This window comes from Bradyrhizobium sp. Rc3b (assembly GCF_900114915.1).
In the GTDB taxonomy this organism is placed as follows: Bacteria; Pseudomonadota; Alphaproteobacteria; order Rhizobiales; family Xanthobacteraceae; genus Bradyrhizobium.
In genome coordinates this window covers 15267-41179 of record NZ_FOUS01000005.1, presented here as the reverse complement: position 1 = coordinate 41179, position 25913 = coordinate 15267, and the positions used below count along the sequence as shown (strand labels likewise).

The 25913-nt window shown below is 61.4% G+C and carries 20 protein-coding genes and 1 tRNA gene; 11 read left to right on the top strand and 10 right to left on the bottom strand.

Annotated features, from left to right (window positions below; translation table 11 throughout):
* The first annotated feature begins 10 nt into the window (after positions 1-10).
* From BM190_RS12785 to BM190_RS12755, 7 genes are all read left to right on the top strand, one after another.
* Complete coding sequence (locus BM190_RS12785) at positions 11-601, top strand: glutathione S-transferase family protein (protein WP_092254995.1); 591 nt, start codon at positions 11-13, stop codon at positions 599-601.
* Positions 602-618: 17 nt separating this feature from the next.
* The gene (locus BM190_RS12780) at positions 619-1083 is read left to right on the top strand and encodes a GNAT family N-acetyltransferase (RefSeq protein ID WP_092254992.1); all 465 of its coding nucleotides are present in this window, start codon (positions 619-621) and stop codon (positions 1081-1083) included.
* Positions 1084-1256: 173 nt separating this feature from the next.
* Positions 1257-1448, top strand: coding sequence for a hypothetical protein (locus tag BM190_RS12775; RefSeq protein ID WP_240536301.1), 192 nt, complete (start codon positions 1257-1259; stop codon positions 1446-1448).
* An 81-nt stretch (positions 1449-1529) separates the two neighbouring features.
* Positions 1530-2702, top strand: coding sequence for a phosphoserine transaminase (locus BM190_RS12770; RefSeq protein WP_092255895.1), 1173 nt, complete (start codon positions 1530-1532; stop codon positions 2700-2702).
* A gap of 169 nt (positions 2703-2871) precedes the next feature.
* Positions 2872-4461, top strand: coding sequence for a phosphoglycerate dehydrogenase (serA, locus tag BM190_RS12765; protein ID WP_018318279.1), 1590 nt, complete (start codon positions 2872-2874; stop codon positions 4459-4461).
* Between the two features lie 156 nt (positions 4462-4617).
* Positions 4618-5790 carry a thiolase family protein gene (locus tag BM190_RS12760; RefSeq protein WP_092254990.1) on the top strand — a complete coding sequence of 391 codons (1173 nt, stop codon included), beginning with the start codon at positions 4618-4620 and terminating at the stop codon, positions 5788-5790.
* Between the two features lie 217 nt (positions 5791-6007).
* Entirely contained in the window at positions 6008-7981 is a 1974-nt protein-coding gene (locus BM190_RS12755; protein ID WP_092254987.1) for a methyl-accepting chemotaxis protein, read from the top strand.
* Positions 7982-8040: 59 nt separating this feature from the next.
* On the opposite strand, the gene BM190_RS12750 is transcribed toward BM190_RS12755, so the two are convergent.
* Positions 8041-11502 carry a PAS domain-containing sensor histidine kinase gene (locus tag BM190_RS12750; RefSeq protein WP_092254984.1) on the bottom strand — a complete coding sequence of 1154 codons (3462 nt, stop codon included), beginning with the start codon at positions 11500-11502 and terminating at the stop codon, positions 8041-8043.
* Between the two features lie 693 nt (positions 11503-12195).
* Here BM190_RS12750 and BM190_RS12745 point away from each other — a divergent pair.
* Both BM190_RS12745 and BM190_RS12740 read left to right on the top strand, forming a co-directional pair.
* Positions 12196-12630: a phasin gene (locus BM190_RS12745; protein WP_091958388.1), complete on the top strand. Its 435-nt coding sequence runs from the start codon at positions 12196-12198 to the stop codon at positions 12628-12630.
* A gap of 374 nt (positions 12631-13004) precedes the next feature.
* Positions 13005-13081 (top strand) — tRNA-His (locus tag BM190_RS12740).
* A 727-nt stretch (positions 13082-13808) separates the two neighbouring features.
* Here the strand turns inward: BM190_RS12740 and BM190_RS12735 are convergent.
* Complete coding sequence (locus tag BM190_RS12735) at positions 13809-14870, bottom strand: DUF4238 domain-containing protein (protein ID WP_092254981.1); 1062 nt, start codon at positions 14868-14870, stop codon at positions 13809-13811.
* A gap of 128 nt (positions 14871-14998) precedes the next feature.
* Between BM190_RS12735 and BM190_RS41895 the strand changes: the two genes are divergently transcribed.
* A complete protein-coding gene (locus tag BM190_RS41895; RefSeq protein ID WP_177237054.1) occupies positions 14999-15766 on the top strand; it encodes a hypothetical protein in 768 nt (255 codons plus the stop codon).
* Here the strand turns inward: BM190_RS41895 and BM190_RS41750 are convergent.
* The 8 genes from BM190_RS41750 to BM190_RS12695 form a co-directional block, all read right to left on the bottom strand.
* On the bottom strand, positions 15687-15953 hold the full coding sequence (locus BM190_RS41750; protein WP_349516682.1) for a DUF6791 domain-containing protein: 267 nt from the start codon (positions 15951-15953) through the stop codon (positions 15687-15689). The genes BM190_RS41895 and BM190_RS41750 overlap by 80 nt on opposite strands.
* Positions 15928-16248, bottom strand: coding sequence for a multiubiquitin domain-containing protein (locus BM190_RS12725; protein WP_092254978.1), 321 nt, complete (start codon positions 16246-16248; stop codon positions 15928-15930). Before BM190_RS12725 ends, BM190_RS41750 begins: the two co-directional genes overlap by 26 nt.
* A gap of 103 nt (positions 16249-16351) precedes the next feature.
* The gene (locus BM190_RS12720) at positions 16352-17008 is read right to left on the bottom strand and encodes a DUF3320 domain-containing protein (RefSeq protein WP_177237053.1); all 657 of its coding nucleotides are present in this window, start codon (positions 17006-17008) and stop codon (positions 16352-16354) included.
* Positions 17009-17493: 485 nt separating this feature from the next.
* Complete coding sequence (locus BM190_RS12715) at positions 17494-18108, bottom strand: hypothetical protein (RefSeq protein WP_092254972.1); 615 nt, start codon at positions 18106-18108, stop codon at positions 17494-17496.
* Between the two features lie 200 nt (positions 18109-18308).
* Positions 18309-19625: a cupin domain-containing protein gene (locus BM190_RS12710; protein WP_092254969.1), complete on the bottom strand. Its 1317-nt coding sequence runs from the start codon at positions 19623-19625 to the stop codon at positions 18309-18311.
* A gap of 19 nt (positions 19626-19644) precedes the next feature.
* Complete coding sequence (locus BM190_RS12705) at positions 19645-20796, bottom strand: cupin domain-containing protein (RefSeq protein WP_092254966.1); 1152 nt, start codon at positions 20794-20796, stop codon at positions 19645-19647.
* A gap of 7 nt (positions 20797-20803) precedes the next feature.
* The gene (locus BM190_RS12700; protein WP_092254964.1) at positions 20804-22615 is read right to left on the bottom strand and encodes a GMC oxidoreductase; all 1812 of its coding nucleotides are present in this window, start codon (positions 22613-22615) and stop codon (positions 20804-20806) included.
* Positions 22616-22618: 3 nt separating this feature from the next.
* On the bottom strand, positions 22619-23671 hold the full coding sequence (locus BM190_RS12695; RefSeq protein ID WP_244550642.1) for a gluconate 2-dehydrogenase subunit 3 family protein: 1053 nt from the start codon (positions 23669-23671) through the stop codon (positions 22619-22621).
* A 103-nt stretch (positions 23672-23774) separates the two neighbouring features.
* Between BM190_RS12695 and BM190_RS12690 the strand changes: the two genes are divergently transcribed.
* Positions 23775-25739, top strand: coding sequence for an alpha amylase C-terminal domain-containing protein (locus BM190_RS12690; protein WP_092254961.1), 1965 nt, complete (start codon positions 23775-23777; stop codon positions 25737-25739).
* The last annotated feature ends 174 nt before the right edge of the window (positions 25740-25913 follow it).

The window sequence follows — 25913 nt, the reverse complement described above, 5'->3', positions numbered from 1 at the left end:
GGCGGCAGCGATGAAGATCTACGGCGACAGCAATTCCGGCAATTGCCTGAAGGTGAAGTGGGTCTGCGACAAGCTTGCATTGCCCTACCAGTGGATCGAGATCGATACGCGCAAGGGCGAGACGCGCACGCCGCAATTCCTTGAGATGAACGGCGCCGGCCAGGTGCCCACCGTCGCATTCGACGACGGCCGCACGCTGGCGCAGTCCAATGCCATCATCCGCTATCTCGCCCGCGACAGCGCGCTCGTTCCGCGCGACGCCTTCATTGCGGCCAAGATGGACGAATGGCTGTTCTGGGAACAGTACAGCCACGAGCCCTATATCGCGGTGTGCCGCTTCCTCCTCGTTTATCTCGGCAAGGATGCATCCGCGCTCGACCCCGAAAAGGTCAAGCGCGGCTATGCGGCGCTCGACCGCATGGAGCAGCATCTTTCGGCCGGCCGCTTCTTCGCCGGTGAAGAGGTTTCGCTCGCCGACGTCTCGCTGCTCGCCTATACCCGCGTGGCGCATGAAGGCGGCTTCGATCTCGGCCGCTATGCCGCCCTCCGCCGCTGGATCGGCGAGGTCGAAGCGTTTCTCGGCCTCCCGCCGGCGCGCTGAGGTTGGAGTTGTCTGACATGAACGCCGAATCCGTCTCCATTCGCCGCGCGCGCCGCGACGACGTTCCTGCGATCGTGGCGATGCTCGCCGACGATCATCTCGGCCGCGCGCGCGAGCGCGTCGAGGATCCGTTGCCTGCCGCCTATTACGATGCCTTCGCGCGGGTCGAGCGCGATCCGAACCTCACGCTCGTGGTTGCCGAGAGCGAGGGCAGGGTGGTCGGCTGCCTGCAACTCGCGATCCTGCCGGGCATCAGCTCGCAAGGCGGCGTGCGCGGCCTGCTGGAAGACGTTCGCGTTGCTTCGGATTGTCGCAGCCGCGGCATCGGCGAGCGGCTGGTGCAATGGGCGATCGCGGAAGCGAAAGCGCGCGGCTGCGGTCTGGTCGAGTTGCTGACGCATGCGAGCCGCGTCGATGCGCAGCGTTTCTACAAGCGGCTCGGGTTCGCAGCGAGTCACGTCGGTATGACTGTCCGCTTTTGAGGCAGCTCTTCGCGAGCCTTGCGCGATCAGCGAATTCGGATCGCGCGTTTGTTCATATTAACAGCTGATAAACTACCCAGCCGTCGTTCACGTTGATCCGGGAACGAACGGTGCTACGGCAGCTTCAGACACCGGGCTCTGTCGGTTCGGGGATTTCGATGACAAGCTATTCAATGATCAAGGTCGGCAACGATTACGTCGTGCAGGCCAATGACAAGTGCATTTTGAAAGTCGGCAGCCGCCGCAGAGCCGCGCAATTGATCAGCGAGGCCACGGACTTGCTGAATGCGCTCGCGGTCGTTGAATCCCCTGATATCGCACCGGAAGCACCATCACGCCGCCGTGAGACGCCGGAACTTCCTTGACGACTCTTCCTGTTTCCCGTATCAGCCGCGGCGGGACACCTCCCCCCAACGGGAGGCTGACTATCTGGAAGGGTAGATATGATGACTGTAGCGAAGCCCGCTTCGCGGCCGAACGTGCCGCATTTCTCCTCCGGCCCCTGCGCCAAGCGCCCCGGCTGGAACGCCCAAAATCTCAAGGACGCAGCACTCGGCCGGTCGCATCGCGCGAAGGTCGGCAAGACCAAGCTCAAGCTCGCGATCGATCTGACGCGCGAAGTGCTCGAAGTGCCCGCCGACTATCGCATCGGCATCGTGCCCGCCTCCGATACCGGCGCAGTCGAGATGGCGCTCTGGTCGCTGCTCGGTGCGCGGCCCGTCACCACGCTCGCCTGGGAATCCTTCGGCGAAGGTTGGGTCAGCGATATCGTCAAGGAATTGAAGCTCAAGGACGTCACCAAGCTCAACGCAGCCTATGGTGAGATCCCCGACCTCTCCAAGGTCGATCCCAAGAGCGACGTTGTCTTCACCTGGAACGGCACCACGTCAGGTGTGCGCGTGCCTGATGCCAACTGGATCAGCGCGACCCGCGAAGGCCTGACCATCTGCGACGCCACCTCGGCCGCGTTTGCGCAGCCGCTGGACTGGGCCAAGCTCGATGTCGTCACCTTCTCCTGGCAGAAGGCGCTCGGCGGCGAGGCCGCGCACGGCATGCTGATCCTGTCGCCCCGTGCGGTGGAACGGCTGGAAACCTACAAGCCGGCCTGGCCGCTGCCGAAGATCTTCCGCATGACCAAGGGCGGCAAGATCAACGAAGGCATCTTCGTCGGCGAGACCATCAACACGCCGTCGATGCTTTGCGTCGAGGATTATCTCGATGCGCTGAACTGGGCCAAGTCGATCGGCGGCCTCAAGGCGCTGATCGCGCGTGCCGACGCCAACACCAAGGTGCTCGCCGACTGGAAGGCGAAGACGCCGTGGATCGACTTCCTCGCCAAGGACGCCGCGATCCGCTCCAACACTTCGGTGTGCCTGAAGTTCACCGATCCCGCCATCACCTCGCTGTCCGAGGACGCGCAAGCCGAGTTCTCCAAGAAGCTGGTGGCGCTGGTGGAGAAGGAAGGCGCCGGCTACGACTTCGCGTATTATCGCGATGCGCCGGCTGGCCTGCGCATCTGGTGCGGCGCCACCGTCGAGGCCAAGGACGTCGAGCTGCTGACGCAGTGGATCGACTGGGCTTTTGCCGAGACCAAGGCCACGCTCGCCAAGGCGGCCTGAGTTCTGACCCTCCCCTGGAGGGGGAGGGTCGACGTACCGTCAGGTGCGGCGGGGTGGGGTGATCTCTCCACACGGCGCACTGGCGAATTTCGAATTCGCAGCTTCACCCCACCCCGGCGCTTCGCGCCGACCCTCCCCCCTCCAGGGGAGGGTGTGAAGGACACATCCCATGACCAAACCCAAAGTTCTCATTTCCGACGCGCTCTCGCCCGCTGCCGTGCAGATCTTCAAAGATCGCGGCGTCGAGGTCGACTTCCAGCCCAATCTCGGCAAGGACAAGGACAAGCTGGCCGAGATCATCGGCAATTACGACGGCCTTGCGATCCGCTCCGCGACGAAGGCGACCGCAAAGATCCTCGACAAGGCGACCAACCTCAAGGTGATCGGCCGCGCCGGCATCGGCGTCGACAATGTGGAGATCCCCGCCGCCACGGCCAAGGGCATCATCGTGATGAACACGCCGTTCGGCAATTCGATCACGACCGCCGAGCATGCCGTCACCCTGATGCTGGCGCTCGCGCGCGAAATCCCGCAGGCCGACGCCTCGACCCAGGCCGGCAAGTGGGAGAAGAACCGCTTCATGGGCGTCGAGATCACCGGCAAGGTGCTGGGCGTCGTCGGCTGCGGCAACATCGGCTCGATCGTCGCCGACCGCGCGCTCGGCCTGCGCATGAAGGTGATCGCGTTCGATCCGTTCCTGTCGCCGGAGCGCGCCAAGGACATCGGCGTCGAGAAGGTCGAGCTCGACGACCTGCTCAAGCGCGCCGATTTCATCACGCTGCACACGCCGCTGACCGAGAAGACGAAGAACATCATCGACGCTGCCGCAATCGCCAAGATGAAGAAGGGCGTGCGCCTGATCAACTGCGCGCGCGGCGGTCTCGTCGACGAGCAGGCGGTGGTCGATGCACTCAATTCCAAGCACATCGCCGGCGCCGCGTTCGACGTTTTCGTCGAGGAGCCCGCGAACGCCAACGTGCTGTTCGGCCATCCCAACGTGATCTGCACGCCGCATCTCGGCGCCTCCACCACCGAAGCGCAGGAGAATGTCGCGCTGCAGGTCGCCGAGCAGATGTCGGATTACCTGCTCACCGGCGCGATCTCGAACGCGGTCAACTTCCCCTCGATCACGGCGGAAGAAGCGCCGAAGCTGAAGCCGTTCATCTCGCTCGCCGAGAAGCTCGGCTCGTTCGCCGGCCAGCTCACCGAGACCGGCATCCTCAAGGTCGAGATCACCTATGAGGGCCACGTCGCCGAGATGAAGATCAAGGCGATCACCTCCGCCGTGCTGTCGGGCCTGCTGCGGCCGATGCTGGGCGAGGTCAACGTGGTGTCCGCCCCCGTCGTCGCCAAGGAGCGCGGCATGGTGGTGGACGAGATCGTGCGCGCCGCCCAGAGCGACTATGAGAGCCTGATCACCGTGACGGTCGCGACCGAACGCCAGGAGCGCTCGGTCTCCGGCACCGTCTATCACGACGGCAAGCCGCGCCTGGTCGACATCAAGGGCATCCGCGTCGACGCCGAGTTCGGCAAGTCGATGATCTATGTCACCAACGAGGACAAGCCGGGCTTCATCGGCAGCTTCGCTGGCCTGCTGGGCGACGCCAAGATCAACATCGCGACCTTCCATCTCGGCCGCGTCGAGCAGGGCGGCGACGCTATCGCGCTGGTCGAGGTCGATGGCGCGGTCCCGGCGGACGTGCTCGCCAAGGTGCAGGCCCTGCCGCAGGTCAAGCAGGTCAAGGCGCTGACGTTCTGAGACGCTGACATATTCCGACCCGCGGAACAACGCCGCCTCCGTCACGGGAGGCGGCGTTTTTATTTTCCGCAGCCTTCAAACTTTGTGTACCAATGGCGCCAGGACAACTCGTTCAAAGAGCGCTCCGTTCAAAATCGCTCGACAAGGGAGAAACACATGCGTGAAGCCGTCATCGTTTCCTATGCGCGCACGGGCCTCGCAAAATCCGGCCGCGGCGGGTTCAACATCACGCCGCCGATGTCGCTCGCGGCGCACGCCATCCAGCACGCGGTGAAGCGCGCCGGCGTCGACAAGGACTATGTCGAGGACTGCTATCTCGGCAATTGCGCCCATGGCGCGCCCAACATCGGCCGCCAGGCCGCGCTGCTGGCCGGCCTGCCGAAGACCACCGCCGGCGTCTCGGTGAACCGGTTCTGCTCCTCGGGACTGCAGACCATCGCGATGGCCGCCAACTCGATCCGCTCGGACGGCGCCGACTGCATCGTCGCCGGCGGGGTCGAGAGCATCTCGATGCCGGGCGGCGGCACGCCGAAGGAATCGATCGATCCTGAATTGCTCAAGGTCGCGCCCGACATCTTCATGGCGATGATCGACACCGCCGACATCGTCGCCGAGCGCTACAAGCTCAGCCGCGAATATCAGGACGAGTTCTCGCTGGAATCGCAGCGCCGCATGGCGGCGTCGCAGCAGGCGGGCAAGTACAAGGACGAGATCGTCCCGATGAAGACCAAGATGAAGGTCGTCGACAAGGCCACCAAGGCCGAGACCATCGTCGACTACGTCGTCGATCGCGACGAGTGCAACCGGCCCGAGACCACGATGGAAGGTCTCGCCAAGCTCGAGCCGGTGAAGGGCCCCGGCAAGTTCGTCACTGCCGGCAATGCCAGCCAGCTCTCGGACGGCGCCGCCGCCGTGGTGCTGATGGAAGCCAAGGACGCCGAGAAGCGCGGCCTCAAGCCGCTCGGCCGCTTCGTCGCCTGGGCGACCGCGGGCTGCGAGCCCGACGAAATGGGCATCGGCCCGGTGTTCGCAATTCCGAAGCTGCTCAAGCGCACCGGCCTCAAGGTCGACGACATCGATCTCTGGGAGCTCAACGAAGCCTTCGCCAGCCAGTGCCTGTACTGCCGCGACCAGCTCGGCATCGATCCCGCCAAGTACAACGTCAACGGCGGCTCGATCGCGATCGGCCATCCCTTCGGCATGACCGGCGCCCGTCTCACCGGCCACCTGCTGCAGGAAGGCGCGCGCCGCAAGGCGAAGTGGGGTGTGGTGACGATGTGCATCGGCGGCGGCCAGGGCGGCGCCGGCCTGTTCGAGATCTACAGCTGAGCCGATCCGCAACCAACGGCTTGAAGGGAAGGAAGCACGGCGCGTACGAGCGCCGTGTTTTTTTGTGCACTTCACCGTGCATAAACGCCATCGAGACCTATCCTGTGACGTGTATCGTGCATAAGTACGTAGTCATACGTGTCCGCAAATTAACGGAAGTTTCCGCGCATTGAGGCTTCATTAATCGCATCAGCCACAACCAATTTTGAAATCAAAGATGCGATTATTCTCCCTGCGGCTCACCCACAAGATCACTGCAATCGGCGTCATCGGCGTCGCTGGTGTCGTCCTGATCGGCGGCATTCACCTCTATGGTGAGCGCGCGATGGCGGTCTATCGCAACGCCGCCGAGGAGGCGCGCACCGTCTTCGAGCTCAACAACAGGATCGCGGTCGAACTGCTCGAGGCGCGCCGGGCCGAAAAGGATTTCCTTCTACGCAGCGATCCGGCCAGAGCCGAGCGCCAGGTCGAGATCAGCCGGCAGGCGGCGCTCGACATCGAGACGCTTCGCGGCAGGATCTCTGTCGTCGGCAAGCCCGAGCTGGCGCAAAAGATCGACGCGATGAATGCATCGCTGAAGACCTACCAAGCGCGCTTTACCGCGGTGGTCGAGGAGCGGCAGCGGCTCGGCCTCGACGAGAAATCCGGCCTGGAGGGGCGCCTGCGCGCGTCGGTCCACGGTATCGAGAGCCAGGTCGACCAGCTTCAGGACTCCTCTCTCAAGGTGATCATGCTGATGATGCGCCGGCATGAGAAGGACTTCATGCTCCGTCGCGACGCGCGATATGGCGATGACATCAAGAAGCGTGCGGCTGAATTCTCCGCCAACCTGAACGCCGCAACCATTCCCGACAATTCGAAGGCCGAGCTTCGCCAAAAGCTCGCCGATTACCAGCGCGACTTCTCCGCGTGGATGGAGACCGCGTTGAAGCTCGCGGCCGAGCTGAAGGCGATGTCCGAAGCGTTCTCCGCGGTCGAGCCCGTCATCGAGCAGGTCTCGAAGTCGGTCGACCAGATCCGTGTCGAGGCCGACCGGCTGAACGAGGCCGAACGTGCCAACATCCAGTTCTGGATCGCGGTCGCGATCGCGCTGATCGCATCCGGCGTGCTCGGCCTCGGCATCTTCATCGGCCGCTCGGTTTCCAAGCCGCTGTCGGCCATGCGCGCGGCGATGATCGAGCTCGCCAACGGAAATTTCGCCATCGTGCTCCCCGGGCTCGGCCGTCCCGACGAGATCGGCGAGATCGCGCAGGCCGTCGAGACGTTCAAGGTCAATGCCGAGCGCAAGGCGCAGGAAGAGGCGGAAGAGAAGATCAGGCAGGACAAGCTCGCCGCCGAGCGCCGTCGCGCCGACATGATCAGGATGGCCGACGATTTCGAAGGCGCGATCGGCGAGATCGTCGAGACCGTGTCGTCTGCCGCCAACGAGCTCGAGGCGTCGGCGACCTCGCTGACCACCACCGCCAGCCGCTCGACCGAGCTTGCCACGCTGGTCGAGGCGGCCTCCGAAGAGGCCGCGACCAACGTGCAGTCGGTGGCCTCCGCAGCGGAGGAGCTGACCGCCTCCGTCCACGAGATCAGCCGCCAGGTGCAGGCCTCCGCACGCATGGCCGGCGAAGCCGTCAGCCAGGCCGGGCAGACCAACGACCGCGTCAGCGAATTGTCGAAGGCGGCCGCGCGCATCGGAGACGTGGTCGAGCTCATCAGCGCCATCGCGGGCCAGACCAATTTGCTGGCGCTGAATGCCACCATCGAGGCCGCGCGTGCCGGCGAAGCCGGGCGCGGCTTTGCAGTGGTGGCTTCGGAGGTGAAGGCGCTGGCCGAGCAGACCGCGAAGGCCACCGGCGATATCGGTCAGCAGATTTCCAGCATCCAGGTTGCGACCGAGGATTCGGTCGGCGCCATCAAGACCATCGGCGGCACCATCGAGCGGCTGTCCGAGATATCGTCCACCATCGCCGCGGCCGTGGAAGAGCAGGGCGCCGCGACCGGCGAGATCTCGCGCAACGTCCAGAATGCGGCCGCCGGCACCACGCAGGTGAGCGCCAACATCAGCAGCGTCAGGCAGGGCGCGACCGAGACGGGATCTGCCTCCGCGCAGGTGCTGTCCGCGGCGCAGTCGCTGTCGAACGACAGCAGCCGGCTGAAGATCGAAGTCAGCAGGTTCTTGGACACCGTGCGCGCGGCGTGATGCCTCCGTGTCGTCAGCCCCGGACAAGCCCGGGCATGACGAGCTTGTGGTCGTGACTGCTAAGCCCCCGCCACCACCGGTGCGAACACCACTTCGATCAGCGTGCCGGAATTCCCCGCGCTCTTGATGTTGAAGCGGGCGCGATTGGCTTCGACCAGGGCCTTGGTCAGCGACAGGCTCAGCGCCGAATTGTCCGCGGCGTCCCCGGGCGGCGGGGTGCGGAACGGCTCCATCGCGGCGGCGACTTCGCGCTCGGAGAGGCCATGGCCGGTGTCGCGGATGCGCAGGCAAATCTCGCCGCGGTCGGACAGCGCGGTCGAGACGATGACCTGGCCGCCGGCGCTGGCGAGCCTGATCGAGTTCGAGATCAGGTTCATGGTGATCTGCCGCATCGCGCGCGCGTCAGCCGTGACCTGCGGCAGCGCATGCGCGAGCGAGGTGCGGATGATGATGCGCTCGCGATTGGCCTGCGGCTGCATCACCGTCACGCAGGCTTCGACGAGGTCGTTGAGGCTGAGGTTGGCGAAGTTGAGATCGAGCTTGCCGGTTTCGATCCGCGACAGCTCCAGCAGATCGTCGATGATCGCGATGACGCGCTCGCCGGAGGCGCGGATATCCTTCATGTATTCGCCGTAACGCTCGTTGCCGAGCGTGCCGAAGCGTTCGGAGATCATCACCTCGGCAAAGCCGATGATGGCGTTGAGCGGCGTGCGGATCTCGTGGCTGATCCGCGCCAGCATGTCGGCCTTGGCGTTGGCCGCGCTGTGGACGAGGTGGCGGGCCTGCGTCAGCTCGCTCTCGCCCCTCTTGCTCTGCGAGAGATCGCGGAACACGGCGAAGAAGTTCGGGCCGTCCGGCCGCGTGCGGCCCATGATCATCGCGAGCGGAATGACGCCGCCCTTCTTCTCGCGTCCGAGCACCTCGCGGCCGTGGTCCAGCAGGCTCGAAATGTCCTGGCTCTTGAGGCTTTCGAGATAGTCGGCGACGATCTGCCGGCTCTCCGGCGCGAACAGCGTCGCCAGATTCTGCTCGAGCAGGTCGGTGCCGTCATAGCCGAACAGCGCCTCGGCGCTGCGGTTGCAGGCGTGGATGTTGCCTTCGGCATCGAACATGACGATGCCCTCGGCGGTGGTGTCGAGGATCGCGGCGAGATCCTCCGCATCGGCATCGCCGGCCGCGGATTCGAGCTCGGGCGCGTAGGGGAAGGATTCGGCGACGATGGGCTCCACGACGACGGTCTCGGCGATCGAAGCCGCGACGCTGGGCGCCGGCGGCAGCGCGCAGATCAACGCATGCGCGCTCTCGCCGTCCCAGTCGATCGTGTGCAGATGAGCCTCGGTGGTCGCAAGCGGCGCTTCACCGTTCGCGAGCGTCGCGCTGATCGTGACAGGCGTGCCGGCTTGCGAGGTGCTGCTGGCCGAGGACACGCCGGGCTCGACATAGAGCGCATCGAGCCCGCCGGCACTCTCCAGCGCGTTGATGCCGTCATAGCCCATGCGCGCGAGGAAGGCGGGGTTGGCGTAGAGCAGGCGGTCGAGCCGGTAGATCAGGATGCCGGTCGGCAACAGGTCGAGCAGGGTGCGGTCGCGCGCGCTGGCGCCGCGTGGCGGCGGCGCGGGCTCGCTCAGCCATTCGGCCGCAGCTTGCGGCGATGAGGGCTCCGGCGCCGACGGCTCGGTGAGGGTCTCCGCCACGGGCTCGGAAGCTTCTGCCGCGATCGTCTCGCGCTCGCGTTCGAGCCGTTCGGACAATTGCCGGGCGAGCTCGTTGAACGCGCTATTCTCGACCGGCGTCAGCGTCGGCGATCTCTGATCACTGGGTGATCTGACATCGCCGTGCGGGCGGAACGGCACGACATTCGGAGGGGTTTCGACTGGCGTTTCCACTGACGTTTCCGGATCGGTTGGGTGTGAATTCGCGTCGCTGGTGGGTTCGGGCAGTTCAGGTTCGGATGCTGGCTCGGGCTCGGCTGCGGGCGGCTCGATCGGCGGAGGCGGCGCCTCCGCGACCGGCTCGGCCTCGGGCTCCGGCGCGACCAGTTCGGCAGACGGGCCGTGCTGCGCCGGCGGTTCGGTCACCGTCTCGAAGCGCCTCAGCGCTGCGAGACGATTGAGGCCGTCGAGATCGCGGCAGACGCCAAAGCCCTTGAAGCCGGCAAAGTTGCGCTCGCGGTCGTAGACCGGCAGGCCCGCGAGCTCGACCGGCAGATGCTCGCCGCCGTCAGCCGGCCAGTTCACGGTGATCCCGGCCCAGGTGTCGTGGCGCGCAAGCGCCTCCGCGACGCGCCCCTCAGGATCAAGCGAGAATTCCGCGGCGATCTCGCGCCAAGGGCGGCCGAAGCCGGCGGCGGTGCGCGCGCCGATCAGGCGGATGAATTCGTCGGAGAGAAGCACAAAGCGGCCCTCCGCATCCATCTGCCAGAGGAAGCGCAGCGGATGCTGACGCGGTGCGGGCGGCTCTTGGCCCGACGAATCCCGGCCAGACGATTGCTGGCCCGACGGCGGCTCGACCATGCCGGGAGTGATCGGCACAGCCTGCGGCGACACGATGGCTTGATGCGGGTTTTCAACCGGAGTCTTTGGCGCGATGTCGGCGCCCTGGTCCGGGGTTTCGTGAGCTGGTTCTCGAACAGGCTGTTCGGCCGTGTCCTCGACCCCCGTCGAGTCCTGCGGTTCAGGCGCCATTGTCTCGGTCGCTGTGCACGCCTCGACCGGCTCGGCGAACGCATCGAACAACGAGATCCCGGCCGATCCGTCCTGCGACGGTGGCGGCTCGCACGGCATGGCCGCGGCCTGCTGCGCAGGTTCAACCGGCGCTTCGTTTGCGGTTTCCGCCGTGCTCGCGGGCACGGAAGCTGCGGGTGCTGCTTGCGTGGCGGGCTCGATCAGCGCGACCAGGCCGACATCGGCGCCGCTGCCGACCCGTTGCAGCACCATCTGGCCGATGCCGATCGGCGTTTCGACGCGGCCCGCGCGAAGCGCATCGCTGCGCGCTTGCTCGAGGCCGGCCTCGCCGAGATCGCGAAAGCCGAGCAGGGAGCGGGCGGCCTCGCTGGCGCCGACGAACAGGCCGTCGGGCGCGAACGCCGCCATCGGCATCTTCGCGCCCTCGACCAGCCGATGCAGCCGCTCGACCAGCGGCATGGTGCGCAAGGTCGGGTCCATCGCGGTGACGAGCACGGCGTGTCCGCCATCGGCAAAGTCGAGCCGGGCGCAGGCGCAGGTCATCAGCGTGCCGAGCCGGGCGCCGAAGCCGCGCAGCCGTTCGAGCCGCACGGTGCCGTTCGCCGGCAGCTGCCGGGCGAGCCGGGCGACCTGGCGGCGATGGCCGTCCGCCGGGCCAAAAATCCGCTCCGCCAGCGCTGCGCCGTTCGCCGCGCCGAACAGCTTTGCGCCGACCGGATTGGCCCACAGCACGCGCGCGCCGTCGGTGGACCACAGCCAGGTCGCGAGCGGCGAGGTCGCATGCACGGCCAGCCGGGGATCGCCCACACCTCGCAACTGGAAATCCGAACTCGTCATCCGACCGGCTGTGTCTCGCGCTTGAAGCTGGCGGCTGCCGGGAATGACAGCCTTAAGAAAGGGTTAGTATCGCCCGCGCCCGCGGGCAGGTCCACGGCCCCGGTCCCCGGCGGCGGCCCTAAGCCGCGATAACCTTAATCAGCCCGAACCCGCAAGCCGCCGCCCGGTTCATCCAAGGGATTCGAAGGGAAGCTGATCGTCGGCCGGCGTGACCTGACTCGGTATGCACGTCGAGAAAGGTGCATTCCCTCCCCCCTTGTGGGGGAGGGTTAGGGAGAGGGGTAGCCCAGCAAGCGATGTCAGTTGGGGTGACGTGCCGAGAGCAGGGTGCGCGACGGAAAGAATCCCCGTGCGGCACCCCCTCCCTGCCCCTCCCCCACAAGGGGGGAGGGAACGGAAAGAGCGGAGCCTGCGGGCAGACTCACGCCACCACCCCCTTACCTCAACCCCCGGTTCCCCGAACCCGGAACCTCGCCCTAACCTAGATTAAATTATCGCGGCGCACCCTGCCTCCGCATTGCGCTGCACAATGTTGACATGATAGGCAGCCATAATCTTGGGCGCTGGGCGAGCCATCTCGTTTGTTTCGCGTTTCCAGTCTTTCGTACCCGCTCAATGTGTGACGGCCCAGACCGGGGGCCGGCGGGCGCGCCAGAAGGCTCACTCCATTTTTCATTATCGTGAGGGACAACCATGACAGGTGCGACTGATCCGTTTTCTGCCTCGATCATTCCGTTCGAGGTGCCCGAGCAGATGCGTGCGTTCGCCGAAAAGGGCGTGTCGCAGGCCCGTGAGAGCTACGCCAAGTTCAAGGACGCCGCCGAAACCCACAACGGCACCGTCGAGGCCGTGTTCACCTCCGCCAGCAAGGGCGCGAGCGAATACACCGCCAAGCTGGTGGAATTCATGAAGGCCAACAGCAACGCCCAGCTGGACTTCGCCCAGCAGCTGTTCGGCCTGAAGTCGCCGGCCGAAGCGATGGAGCTGTGGACCGGCCACACCCGCACCCAGCTCGAGACCTTCCAGTCTCAGGCCAAGGAGCTGGTCGAGCTGACCCAGCGCGTCGCCGCCGAGACCGCCGAGCCGATCAAGGCCAGCGCCTCGAAGTTCTACAAGCCCGCCGCCTGATCCGGCAGGTTGGTTTGAATTTGAGAAACCCGGGCCGAAAGGCCCGGGTTTTTTCTTCGCCTCTCCCGCTCTTGTCCGCCGAAGCCTTGGCGAAGGCGGATGCGGGAGAGGCCGGCGCCGGGCGATACGAAGCATCGTCGGGCGACGGGTTGAGGGTTGTCTCCGCCCGGGGAGTGCCGCCATAAGCGGCAGAGGCAGCGCAGCACCTGGATGGCCGTGATCAAGCCCGATTTCCTCGCACCGAACGTGATTTCAGCCGGTTTTTCGTCGCTCTGCGGCCTTGCCAAACCGGGCCGTTGCACCTAGTTTCCGCCCCGTCCAGCCCCCTAGGTCGACGGCCTTTTCAGGTAGCCCCGAGGGCGGCTCGCCAGGATGCAGTTGTAGCTCAGTTGGTTAGAGCGCCTGTCTGTGGAACAGGAGGTCGGTGGTTCGAGCCCACCCAACTGTACCAGCAAAATCAAGTGATTATGGAAATCGTTGACGATTGGGGAACTGTTGTAGCTACCAGATAGCTACCACGAGAGCGCTACCGCTCGCTCGGGCGCGACCGAAATTCACATGCCTGGCGCATTGTGCAGATACCGCTTAGTCAGGCTGCGGTATTCGACTGACCGAGCGTGAGCTCGCACGGAGCCCTATTTGAAGTCGGCGCGCAGGCCCCATCGAAACTAGAATCAATCCCTGAGGACGTAGTGGAAGACCTTGAGCGCTATCTAAACGAGATAGTTGAGCCGACTGTGGAAGATTTTCGCCAAAGACCGTCCAGCGTGAGGATGGGTTTCCTAGCTTGCGTGGCAATAGATCACTCCGTCGATTATTTGGCGTATCCGGGAGACCGCTCTCAATGGGACGGCAAGGCGCATCGCGATATGCGGGCGAAGCTCCGAAAGCAATTCAGAGAAGAATGCGAACACTTCCGAGTGGCGAGCGAGGCCGCCAACGCATTCAAACACGTCAAAACTACAAGCCCTAGAGGGCTCGAAGCAGCCGAAGTGTACGAACGCCCACCCGCGCGCGCAGGCAGAGCGATGGCTGGCGTTTCGATGGCCGGAGACAGGACGGGTGCCGTCGTGGTAGATGGACATAACCTGCTTCGCGTGACTACGGACGCTCTGCGGTTTCTCCGCTCCAAAGGACGGTAGTCCCTCGCTGGCCAGCCGGACTACCCTCCGCCTTCTTTAGTCGCGGCTCAGCCATTCTTGGCGGCGCACATGTCCAGCGCCTGTACCGTTGTGGAACGTCTTGAGGGGATTTCGATACGTAAGTTCCGACATCCACTTTGCAGGCATCGGATACTTGACCGACTGATGGATTAGCACGCGCTCTCCCTGCGCTTCTTCCTTAGGCACCGCTTTGAACAAGCGTGTTCCGTCTTCTCGCTCCTCCTCAAGGCGGGCCCAAGTGAATGTGACTTCCTGTCCTAAGTCGCCTAAGCGCCGCTCCTTCGAGCGTTGGAATTGCTCTCGCACATACTCACGGTGCCCCCAATCATCAAAGAAAATACTGGCGGATGCCTTCAGAAACTGAAGCTCATTGAACGCTTCAACGTCGCTATCTTTCTTGAGGACTATGCGGCCGTCAGCGAGATTGGGGGCTGTGTACACGTTGCCGTCATATGCAAGAACGGCCAGATGCCTAGTGAGGGGCATTGTCAACATCAGTCCCGATGAGTGGAGACCGTAGTCCTGTTGCTTAAGGCGCTGATTTGCGAATCTGTTAGCGAGGACGGCCGGATCATCACATATGACGAAAGGCAGCGCGGTTCTGTTCACCACAATCCGTGGCTTCAAATCAGTCAATGTCTCGTGCAGTTCGACGCAAGATTGCAACGATGACTGGATATTGAAGCTCTCTGGTGAGTTCTCCGGTTCGTCGTCACCAAACACCTCACGGAAGAGACCTTGCTGCATTGCCGAGAACCGTCGTATCGCCATATCAGTCCGGCGCAACTGCAAATGCATGAAGAAAAGCAAGTTGCTCATATCCTCTTGCGTTTCGGTCTGTGCGATCACTCGACCCAGCATCTTGCTGTAAGGTCCCTCGATCTCAGCTAACGTGTTTTCAAGTACCAAATCATCGCCATAGAAGTAGTTTCGCGAGCACTGGTTTTTGACGGGCGCATCGCTAACGAGTTTATCCTTGCGAAGTGTATACAGGTTAATTGCCTTGCCGCCTCCGTTGAGAGTGAAGGGCTTTAGAAGGCATCTCGGCGTGTAATGCTGATTCTTGTGCGCTGCCACTCGTCTGGTCTCTCAACGATCAACAAGCCGGGTGGGCTCGAATGCTTACAATTGAAATGCAATAACATGCATTAGGCCTGTGTTGGGGAATCATGCAAAGTGAACCGCCTCCAATGAGGTCCACAGCGATGGCCGATAAGAGATTTGAGTACGTCCCATTCGTCACCCAAGTCATGACCGCGCGCCATCCGAAGCTGACCGAGCCCGACACGGAGGGTGACTATGCAGATGGGAAATACAAGACCGAAGCGACTGCCGATGATGACTATACAGAGCACTTTAGGGGAGAAATTCAAGCAGTCATTGACCAGCATTTCGCTAGCAAGAAGAAAGTCTATGTTCCATGGAAGGAGACGAAGGAAGGCGCAATCGCTTTCTTTTTCAGGTCGCCCAAGAAGCAGCCAGAACTCGTAGATGCGAAAGGTAACTCCCTCAAGCAGGGCATCATCATCTGTGGCGGCTCGCTCATCCGCGTCGCTGGCGTCATTGTGACGTGGTGCACGGGAGGCTTTCGCGGCGTGAGTCTCTGGCTGGATGCCGTGCGTGTTATCAAGCTCGCGCCGGGCTTCGCCGCTGCGTTCGGTCCGCCTGAAGACGGCTTCGATGGGACGTGCCGTCTCGCGTCATTGTCGTCGGTCGCAAAAACCGGATATGTCTGGGCCGTTACCCCCGGTCTGACCTTCTGCGCTTCACCCACAATCTCCGAGGTAAGCCCGCATCTTGTGTTCGTAGTCGCGATAGCTTGCCTTAGCGGAAAACGTGAAATCCGCCTTGATGCCGTTGCCGAGGTCATGCGGCGCGCTACCGTTTTCGAAGCTACGGATTTTTTGGCCATTCGCGTGATAGGGATGCTTTCCGGTCCCAGCGGGCTACATGATCGTTGGGGCGCCGCGTGACCTGTTGGCCGTCTCGTACTTCGAGTTCAAGTTCTGAGATCAGCACGCCATCTTCGTGCACTATGCCAGCGTCATCGACGTAGGGCACGTCCTTGATGAGCAGGTAACCATTGCGAACTTCGATGTTGAAACCGTCGTTCCGCAGACGGAGAAGGTCGTTGCTACGAGCGATTAGCCGGTGTGACATCGAATTCCATGCCCTTCTTCACCTGTACCGTCTCGCCCTCAATGAGAGTGCCCGTCGGCTTGCCGGACTGTCCCTTGCTGAACTGAACGGAGTAGCGCTGGTCGTCGGGAAGGGCCGGGGCTCCGATCAGTGCCATAAGTTCCTCATACGAAATGCGATCCTTTGGAACTTCGTACGCCGTGCCATTGACGTAAATTGTGATCGGCTTTCTCCAGCGACGAACTTCCCGATGATCTAGATGGGATCGAGGACGAAGACGCCCAATTGACCGAGAGTTACACGCCGCGGTAGGCATACGCCATGGATAGATCGTTAGGCCCGCTTAAGGTTGCACATGGCGCGACTTCGTCAGAATGGCTGCGTCATGTTGACGGGCGAGGCAGAAATAAACTGTGACATTAGCCAGCTGTGGCGACGGCTGCCTCGAAGCGTTCGCGGGTCGAAGCTGCCAGGCGCCCTAAGCCGAAGTGCTCCTGCATTCCACGGATGATGTCCTCATCCTCCTCCGAGCGCAGCGTGGCAGCGAGACTTGCCAACTCGGGAAGCGGGATGTCGATGTGGTCGCGTCCCCCCGCGCCCCTGTAAGGAGCGCTTTCCGCCATGGCATCCTGCGGCCAGACAATCTCCCGTTCGCCGTCTTTGGTGGTCGGAAACCGATTGCGCCCCAGCGATGAGGCAATGATCTTTTGGACCGTCTCCCCTGAGCGCATGAAGCCGTGTGCGCGCGCAATTCGATCGACGAGGACGTCGAAATAGAGGGGACCCTCAATCTCGATGACATGATCGACCATCCTACGCAGCGTTCCACGGTAGCCGACCTCGTAGAAGCGGTCCCGGTCAGGTGTTGCCACACTGGCGGGGTCTGCCTTGGCATACGTTGCCGCAGGGGCCTTTTCCCGTTCCTCGTTCAACGGTCGGCGCGCGTAGATTTTCGTTGGTACGATCGGCTGACCGTCGTAGCTCGCCGGTTCTGGCGAGACTCCAGTTTGGTTTGCTTCGGACTGCGCTTCCGTGACAGCGGTTTCGACGCGAGCCGGCTTTTCGGACTCATCCACGGACGGTATTTCTTCCGGTTGAGGCGCGAGTTCTTCCTTAGGTGGCCCGCCGCCTACATCTCTGTCGCGTTCGAGAGTCAGCCCAAGTCGCGAGCGAAGCATGCCCGCGGAACCAGCTAGTTCGAGTGTGTCGAGCTTGACAAGGAATGATCGATCTATCTGTCCCTGCGGATCGCGTTCTCCCGTCGTCACGCGATATTCGGTCCCTACAAATTGAGCGGTCACCGAGTTTATTATCGCAGCCGGAACGAACGCGCGATTGGGCCATGCTTCCGGAGAGCGCCCCTGATCGAGCAAGCCATTTGCAAAAGTCAGTGCTTTGACTTCGGCCTGCTCGTGTGTCCATGGCGGCACTTTCGTGAAGAGAACTCGTAGGCAGCGGCAGCCGCTGCCGCGAGTAGGGCGGCAATGCCAAGAATGGCGAACGAGTTTCGCATCGCATCCTCCTGGGAAGATCCTCAAAAAAGCGAGCCGGCTTCATCACATCAGCGGCGGAAAATAGCGCGCCAATGTTTGATGAAAGCGATTGCCGCGGCAATAGTAAGCAAGGCGAAAAATGTTGGTTCGAGACCAGGAAGTATCGTGGCGTTCTTCATGCAGCTCGGAATGCCGCCCTCACGAACCAAGTCCGTACAGATGCGCGCGGGGTCGTTGAGTGTCGTCAGAGCCGACCAATCCCAAATGCTGCTAGCCTCCCGTGGCGGCTTTTCAGTTGTCACCACGTTTGCGCTGAGAAACAGCCGCCAGAAGTGAAGTAGCGCAACTGCGGGAAGCAGTGACAGGAGCGCCAGCATCGATCCTTGGTAAAATCTACCCTCGCGGGTTCCGCTGCTAATATTATCGAATCCGACTATGGGGACCCGCTCGTGCCAATTTGGGCCGGTTCGTCGTGCATAATGAGTTCCGACAATTGAATTTAGAAACAGCGCAATGCAGATGATGGGGATACCCCACATTGCGGCGGGAGCCCGGTTCGAAACGATCAGCTTTGCGCCGAAGATCTCCTGTCCGCCCTGCGTAACAATCCACGTATTGAGCGCATAGTAGAGTAGAAAAAGACCGACGACGGTCCAAACCTTGCTCATCTGCTGGTTGCTCATACGACCTCACAAAAATTAAAGAACGAGAGTGTGAGATATTGCAGATTGCCTTGCGCGCTCAACCTGAACAGGTCGCAGGCGGTTTTCGTCATCGTTGCAATTGCAACATCAGAGCTCCAATCCAATTTAGATCGAAGCAAGGATTGAAAACACGTGCAACTCCCGAGCCTGGCCAAACGCGGATGTTGCGTTCAAAACTCTCAATCGTAGCCGCCAAACATGAACAGCAATAAGTTCTCGTCGAGCAGGTTGACAAGGGCGTGAAACTGCCCCGGCTTCACCAAAGAGAGATCGCCCGGCTTCATGATCCGTAGTTCGACCGCGCGCTCGCGGGAAGGTACTTTTTCCCAGTCGCCCATCACCATGAGCCCGCGTCCTTCCATTAGCAGAAACACTTCCTGGTTGTCGCGATGGCGGTGCATCCCAATTATCGCTGCGGGCCTCAGGATATGCAGGTCCATATAGTCGATGGCGAAAAAATCCTCTTGTCTCTTTCCTGACGGTCGGTTGTGATCGGCATCGAACTGCCAATCCCGTAAGATCCGACCGAGCTCGGGCGTCCATGATGATCCGAGTTCGCCACGTCGTTGAGCCTCGTGATCAAAATAGTTCGAGTAGAGGTTGCGATACTCGAGGCCACCAATGCCTCCGTGCGGATTTTGGCTCTCTCCGATGGCAAAATAGCTGCTCCAGCCGCGCAGCGACATCGAAAATTCGTAGACGTAGTTGCTGCCCGCCGAATTGTCCCACCTCGTTGCCGTGGAATCCGTCCAAGCAAGTTCCAGCCGCAGCGGGCGCACCGGATGCATGGTGTGAGTGGGGGCTAGGTCGAGCAGGTTGATGCCTCGTCCGGCATTCCGGGCCGCTGCCCGGGCATCGTCGAACGGAAGCCCGACGAAGTCGCTAAGCTGGCCATGGACGAGATCAGGTCGTGCCAGCAATGCGCCACGTGCGATGGCATCCTTACCGCGCGGTCCAAGCTGGCCGGCCAGATCATTTCCCGGGTAAGCCCAAAGCTCGATCTCGTAACGGGCCGATTCCGCACTGTAGGGAACAGTCAGGTAGGTTTTGCCGGTCTCATCTTTGCCGACCCTGAGATAAAGCCGAATGGTCTCGCCCGGGAATACCCCATCTGAACCGAGGAGCGGGGGCCGAGGAACATAAGCTATGCGCAGGAAGCTGCCGGTCCAATCACCGGCGCGCGCATAGCCTCGGGTGATCTCAGTCCCGTTCAGGATGAAATCATAGAGATTTTGCTTCTGGAAATCCTCCTTGATGTCCTGAAGCCGCGGGTCCTGGTTCTGCCATCCGTCACCCGTCGGCCCAATGAGCGTTACCTCCTGGAGCCCGAACAGATGCTGGAGAGTTTCCGGCAGGTAATGCTCGCGATCGGCCTGAAGCTGGGTCGCTTCGAGTACCTTCACCAATTTCCAGATTGGGTTATTTTGGTTGTAGTTCGGTCGTGTGCCCGGCGAAAACGTCCTGACTTTGGGTATCTCCGCATCAACGATCGACATGGCCCGCTCCCGATCCGTATCAAGTGCTGTGGTAGAGAAACGCGGCAAACCGTAGCGGCTCGTCAAACGGATTCTCGATCCCGTGAATGCCGCCGCTCTTCGTGTAGATCACGCTGCCCGGGGCCACGTCGAGCTTCTTACAAGGCTTCGGATCGAGACCGTAGATCGGCCGGGTTACGACCGGAATCGTGTCGTCCCGGGCCAGTTTGGGATCGTCCTCAGCACCCATATACGCGACGCCCCGGCCCTCGAAGACGTAGTAGAGTTCTTCACTGCCGATGTGCTGATGGGTGCCTTCAACCGTGTGCGGAGGGATTGTAACTTCATGGAAGAAAACGACCGTGCCGCCAAATTCCTGCTGCAATACCCATCGCATCTCGATGATGTTGTCATCCCGCGCGTTCGGATTGCCCGGCTCCATCATGCCATTGCGATAACGGACCGGTGGGATGTCCCTGACTTTCTTGATGAACCAGCCACGCTCGAAATCCACGCCATAGCCGTTCTGTTCGACCGTGTTGTGATCGCTGCTCGGCTCATTTGTATTGGGTACTTGGATATTGCGCTTGTAGTAATTGTCCCAAGCCGCATCCTTGTCCTCCACAATAGTACGAAACGGGTAAGATACGTCATTTTCGCGAAAGGCGAGGTCGATCCGCTTCAGGCCGCCAAGATCGGCGAGGGCGCCTGCGAACTCAGGCACCTTTGTGATGGAGCCGCGATAGCCCATCATATCCACTACCTGATAATCGTGATGCTTGCCCGATGGCGCATCCAAAGTCTCCCATAACTCGACTTGGTAGCCATGGATCCAGGGACAAAAATGCATCCGCACCTGGGCGTCCACTCGCGGGCCGCCAACCGCCGTGAGGCCGACATTAGCGATGATGTCCGGTCCCATCAGTCGGCCTCTCTCCCGGACGACTTCGGCCAATCGGCCACCGCGCGCTTCGATACGGAGGAAGTTGCAGATTTGAAGCCCGTCGATGAACACGTAGCCTTTAAGAGTGGTAATCTCTGACTTTCCTCGAACCTCTTGCACAACATAGCGGTAGCGGCTGCTACGCGTCGCGTTGAGGTATTGCGCATGATAAACCCGATCCGGGAAGAACATAACCTGGAAGATCGAATTGCGTGGATCTGCCGCGATGTCATTGAATCTCGGGTCCATCGGAACCTCAGATCTGCTTCAGATGATCGGCGACGCGGAATGCGTTCGCCTGTATCGTCAAGGTGGGATTCGCGCCTCCTGAGGTCGGCATAAACGCGCCGTCCGTTACGTAAAGATTGTCGATATCCCAAATCCTGCAGTTCGTGTTCAGAACGCCTAGCTCACGCGTCTGTGCGAAACGAGCGCCGCCCAGGATGTGGTTCGCGATGCGCACCGCGTTGCCATAGACCGACCCCCATCCGAGCTCGGTGTATTCCGGAACACCGGCCGCCATGATCTGACGACACACTTCAGCGAAGGCACTCATCACCTGTTCGTCGTGTGGGTGGAAATTCTTGATGATGTGTCCGCACTTACGATTCCATTTGTCGCGAACATCCGGGTGCAACTCAATTCGATTTTCGAAACGAGGCACCTGATTTGCCATAAAAGCTGCGGAGAGACGGGCGCCGAATGCGGCGCTCAGCCATTGCAGCGCCGCCTCCGAAGTGTGGTCCTGGGCACTCATGAAGCCGCCCCAGAAGAAATCGAGGTCGGTATCGCCTTCGGTTCGCGCCATTGTAATGGGCAAGCACTGATCGGACGTGTTGTTGTAGATGGCTCCGCCAGCCCACAGTCCGTGAGCATCGAGGAAATCCTGAGATGCGCAGGAGTCGGTAGCATAGTCGCTGTCGAGGGAAATCGATTTGTCGAATCGCTGGCCCTTGATCTGTACCTCGGCGCCACCGAATGCGTGGGTCAGGAAGAACCGCCCGAGGAGGCTGCCATCTTCCTGATAGCGGACTAGTGATCCGAACGATGACCGATCCTCCTCCGCCGAGAGCATAAGCAGCCGGACCGATTCGATTGCCGAGCAGGCTACGACGACCACCTTTCCGGTAACCATGCAGGGGCGGCCGCTCGCATCCCGATAATGAATCTTTGAGATGGTGCGACCGCTCGCCTCAAGGTGGGTGACTACGCAGTTTGGCCGCAGCTCGAGATCGTGCCCCTCGCGAATGGTCGGACGAAGCAGGGACACCCAAGTGTTGGATTTGTAGCCGAGGGGATCACCGTAACGGTTTACGTATCCGACCTTGGGATCGCCCGCTTTGCGGTCACTCGGCGCGTGATCTTCTGTTATCACAGCCAGCGGTGTACGATAGGTTCGAAGACCGAGCTTTCCCATGCCGACTCGGGCAAACTCGCTGATGGGGTTGGGCGGCCGCGGCGTCTGATAGCTATCCTTCGAAAACCTCTTTGCTTGACCTGCTACTGTCCCGTTAAGACCGATCAGATATTCGGCTTTGGCGTAGTAGGGTTCAAGATCGTCATAGTCGAAAGGCCAGTCTATGACATGCTTGAGGGCATCTCTATTCGGGTCGCCCTGGAGCTTGCGTCCTTCATTGGCCGACTTCAGTTTGAAGTCCCGTTCCGCAAAGCGTAACGAGACCGCGCCGTAAAGCTGCGTACCGCCGCCCACGACCTGCGCCGTATAGCCCTCAATGGTGATCTTGGAGCCATCCTGTGGCCTATCCACATTTGTGAAGACGTGCGGCTCATCGTTGAGATCAGGTTCGACATGGCTGGTGAAGAAACTGGCGCCCGTATTGACCATCCCAGGGGTGGTGATGATCCGCTCAGGGCCGGCGTTAAACATCTCGTCCCGCTTGAAGTCGCTTAGCCTACCAGCGCCTCGCTCCTCCTGAGTGCGCAGGAGGGGGCCCTTTTCGAGTACCAGCACCGATTTGGACTCCCTGGCAAGCTCGTAGGCGATAGGTGCACCGCCTGCGCCGCTGCCAATGACAACAACGTCGAAGTGATCCCGCAGGGTGCCCATCACCTAACCTCGATATTCGGTGCTCTTTCCAAGCGGCGCCTCGACGGCGCGCGTCCAATCGAATGCGGTCTTTGTAGGATCAGCGGTAGTGCGGAAGGTTTCGCCGAGAAAGGCCCAGCCAAGCCCGCCCGGGTTGCCGCCGTATTTCGGATGAGAGAACGCACCGGTCCAAGTGTGCCGCCGGAGGACATAAAGGAAATAGCCTGGGCTGTCGTAGGTCGCGGGGTCCCATCCGTCCTCGATCAACTTCGGCGACCTATTTTTCATATCGTCGAATAGGGCCTTATAGTCAGGATCGCTGACGTTGACGGGCTCGACGCTTGGGTGCCGTTTGCGCAGTACCCGGTCGATCATCGGTAAGCAGAGCCGGTAAGAATGCAGATGGTGGCGCTCTTCGCGTGCCAGGATGTTGTCGATATAGTTCGCGACACCCGCCGGAATATCCATCCGGAAGAAGTGCGTTACGTTGCCGTCATTCAGGCCTCGCTCGATAAGGTTGCGAGTTTCGCGACCTTGGAAAGGTAACAAGGCATTCGTCATGCGCCGGACGAGTGCCATTTCCCAACGCTCAAGATTGATGGGCTCGTTGTATGTCCACGTCCAGAAGCTCGACCAAATCTCGTACTGAGGCGTCGTCATGGTTTGGGGATTAATCGGATCAAGTTGCGCATGACCGTTGACGATGAACCGATAACGATGCCGCCGTCCCTTGGGAATGCGCAAGGTCAGCGCAAGGTACAGGCTGTCATCGACGGGATTCAGCGCGGCTGGCGCGTGCAGTCCCAGGCACGGCGTCAGCAATTGGACAGATATATCCGGCCGATCATCAGGAGCGCGATAGATGAAGGTAACGTGATTCCACTCAGAGGCGTCCGTAGCGCCGCTGTCGTCGGCATCAACAATTGGAAATCGCCATGGCTCGCTAATTCGGGCACGCGCTTGGCCGGCATCCGAGCCAAAGAAGCTATGCCGCTCGTCAGCATTGTCACGCGCTAAGTACTTAGCGCAGTGGCTGAGGACGTAGTCGGGCTCCTTCTGGACCACGGCTGCGAACATGCACCCTCACTTTGGTGAGGATAATTCCACATCATTTCGCTCTCGTCTAGGTAGCAAAATTGTGCGAAACTTGCCGAGCACAGCCCAGCAGGAACATTCGTAGATGCCTGCCAGCCAAACCCATGTCACCCGGGACACCGCTATGGGTTCTACTCTGATCGGTGGCGGCTGCGTTTTCCGTGTTTGGGCACCGAGGGCGAATGCAGTCCATGTGCTAGGAGATTTCAACCAATGGCAACAGTCCGAAGCTTCGCTATTGGTGAAACGTGCGAACGGTCATTGGACGGGTTTTTTCTCTGGCGCGCGCGAGGGCCAATACTACAAATATTGGGTAAGCGGACCAGGCTCCACGGGCTTCAAGCGTGACCCGTATGCCCGCGAGCTCGAAGGGACCGTATGGAATTGTGTAATTCGCGATCCGAAGAGCTATCCGTGGCACGATTCCGAATTCAAGCCGCCAGCCTTCGAAGATCTGATCATCTACCAGTTCCATATCGGCTCTTACTACGCGGTTGACGGCCAGGGCAACGATGCGCGCCTCGGACGAAGGGGCCGTTTTCTCGATGTGCTCGACAGGGTTGAATACTTGGTCGAGCTTGGCGTCACCGCCGTGCAGCCACTGCCCATCGTGGAGTTCTTGACCCGCTTCAGCCAAGGCTACAACGGCGTTGACTATTTCTCGCCAGAGTTCTCCTACGGGATCGACGACAACGAGCTGGATCGCTACTGGGCGACGGCCAATCGCCTTTTGTCACTGCGCGGCAAGTCGCATCTCAAGCGAGAGAACCTCCAAGGCGTAGCCAACCAGCTCCGCGCGGTAGTTGATATCCTCCACGTCTACGGCATCGCCGTGCTCTTCGACGTCGTTTACAACCATGCTGGCGGTGACTTTGGTGATGAGAGCCTGTTTTTCATCGACCGGCTGCCCTACGGCAACAACAATGACAGTCTCTATTTTACCGATCAAGGCTGGGCTGGTGGACTGGTGTTTGCCTATTGGAACGCCGGGGTCAGGCAGTTCCTGATCGACAATGCCAAGTTCTTCCTCGACGAATTCCATGTGGATGGGTTTCGCTACGACGAGGTGAGTGTCATTGATAGGTTCGGGGGCTGGTACTTCTGCCAGGCGTTGACGCAAACGCTGCGGTTTGCCGCACCCTCCGCCGTACAGATCGCGGAATTCTGGAATGCGAGCAAAGGGTTTGCGGTCAAGCCGCCAAGCGCTGGTGGAGGGGGTTTCGATCTGGTCTGGGACGACCGGATGCGCGATGCGGTTCGGGGTGTGCTCGCTCAGGCTACCGGAGGCCGGGACGCGCCGTTCTCTTGGTCGGAAGTCGCATCCGTGCTGGGTTCTGCTCCAGGCTTCGACTATCCATGGCGGGCTGTCGCCATGCTCGAGAACCATGATCTTCTGCTCGCCTCGCACGCGGAGTCAGACAAAAGACCGCGCGTTGCGGCCGCAGCCGACCCTAGCAATCCGCGATCGTGGTATGCGCGTAGCCGAGCTCGGGTTGCCGCAGGGCTGCTGATCACCGGTCCGGGCGTCCCTATGCTTTTCATGGGGCAGGAGTTTCTGGAGGACAAATACTGGGATGACTCAGCGGGCGGCACCGACCTCCTAATCTGGTGGAAGGGGCTAAGCGTCGACCGGGCAATGTCTGATTACCTGCGCTTTATGCGCGAACTGATCGCGCTTCGCCGCAATCTCGATGCGCTACGTCGCGGCCGAGTTAACGTCTACCACTCTTGGGATCCCACCCGCGTCCTCGCTTTCCATCGTTGGATCGAGGGCTCGGGCAGGGACGTCGTCGTCGTCGTCTCTCTAAGCGAGGTCACCCACTACGGATATGCGCTCGGTTTTCCCCGGCCAGGCCGTTGGATCGAGTGCTTCAACTCAGATGTGTACGACAACTGGGTCAATCCGGCTACCGCGGGTAATGGTGGCAGCCTTGTCGCACGGCAGGGCGGTATGCACGGATTGCCCGCGCATGCAGATATAATCGTGCCCGCGAATAGCGTGTCGGTGTTTAGCTACATGTCGCCAGATGGCGGCGCAGGGGTGCGATGACCTGATTGCTTGCACCGCAATTGCTTTAGTAGCGGCATGTCGCAAAGTTCATTCGATGGCGCTGGTTGTAACATGGCGAAGAGAGTACAGCTTTCGGTGAGGATCATTTGTCCGTTTTACTTGAGCCAGCTTCATTGAGGTAGGGACGGCGCTCGCCTGTCGTCGTGTCGCCCT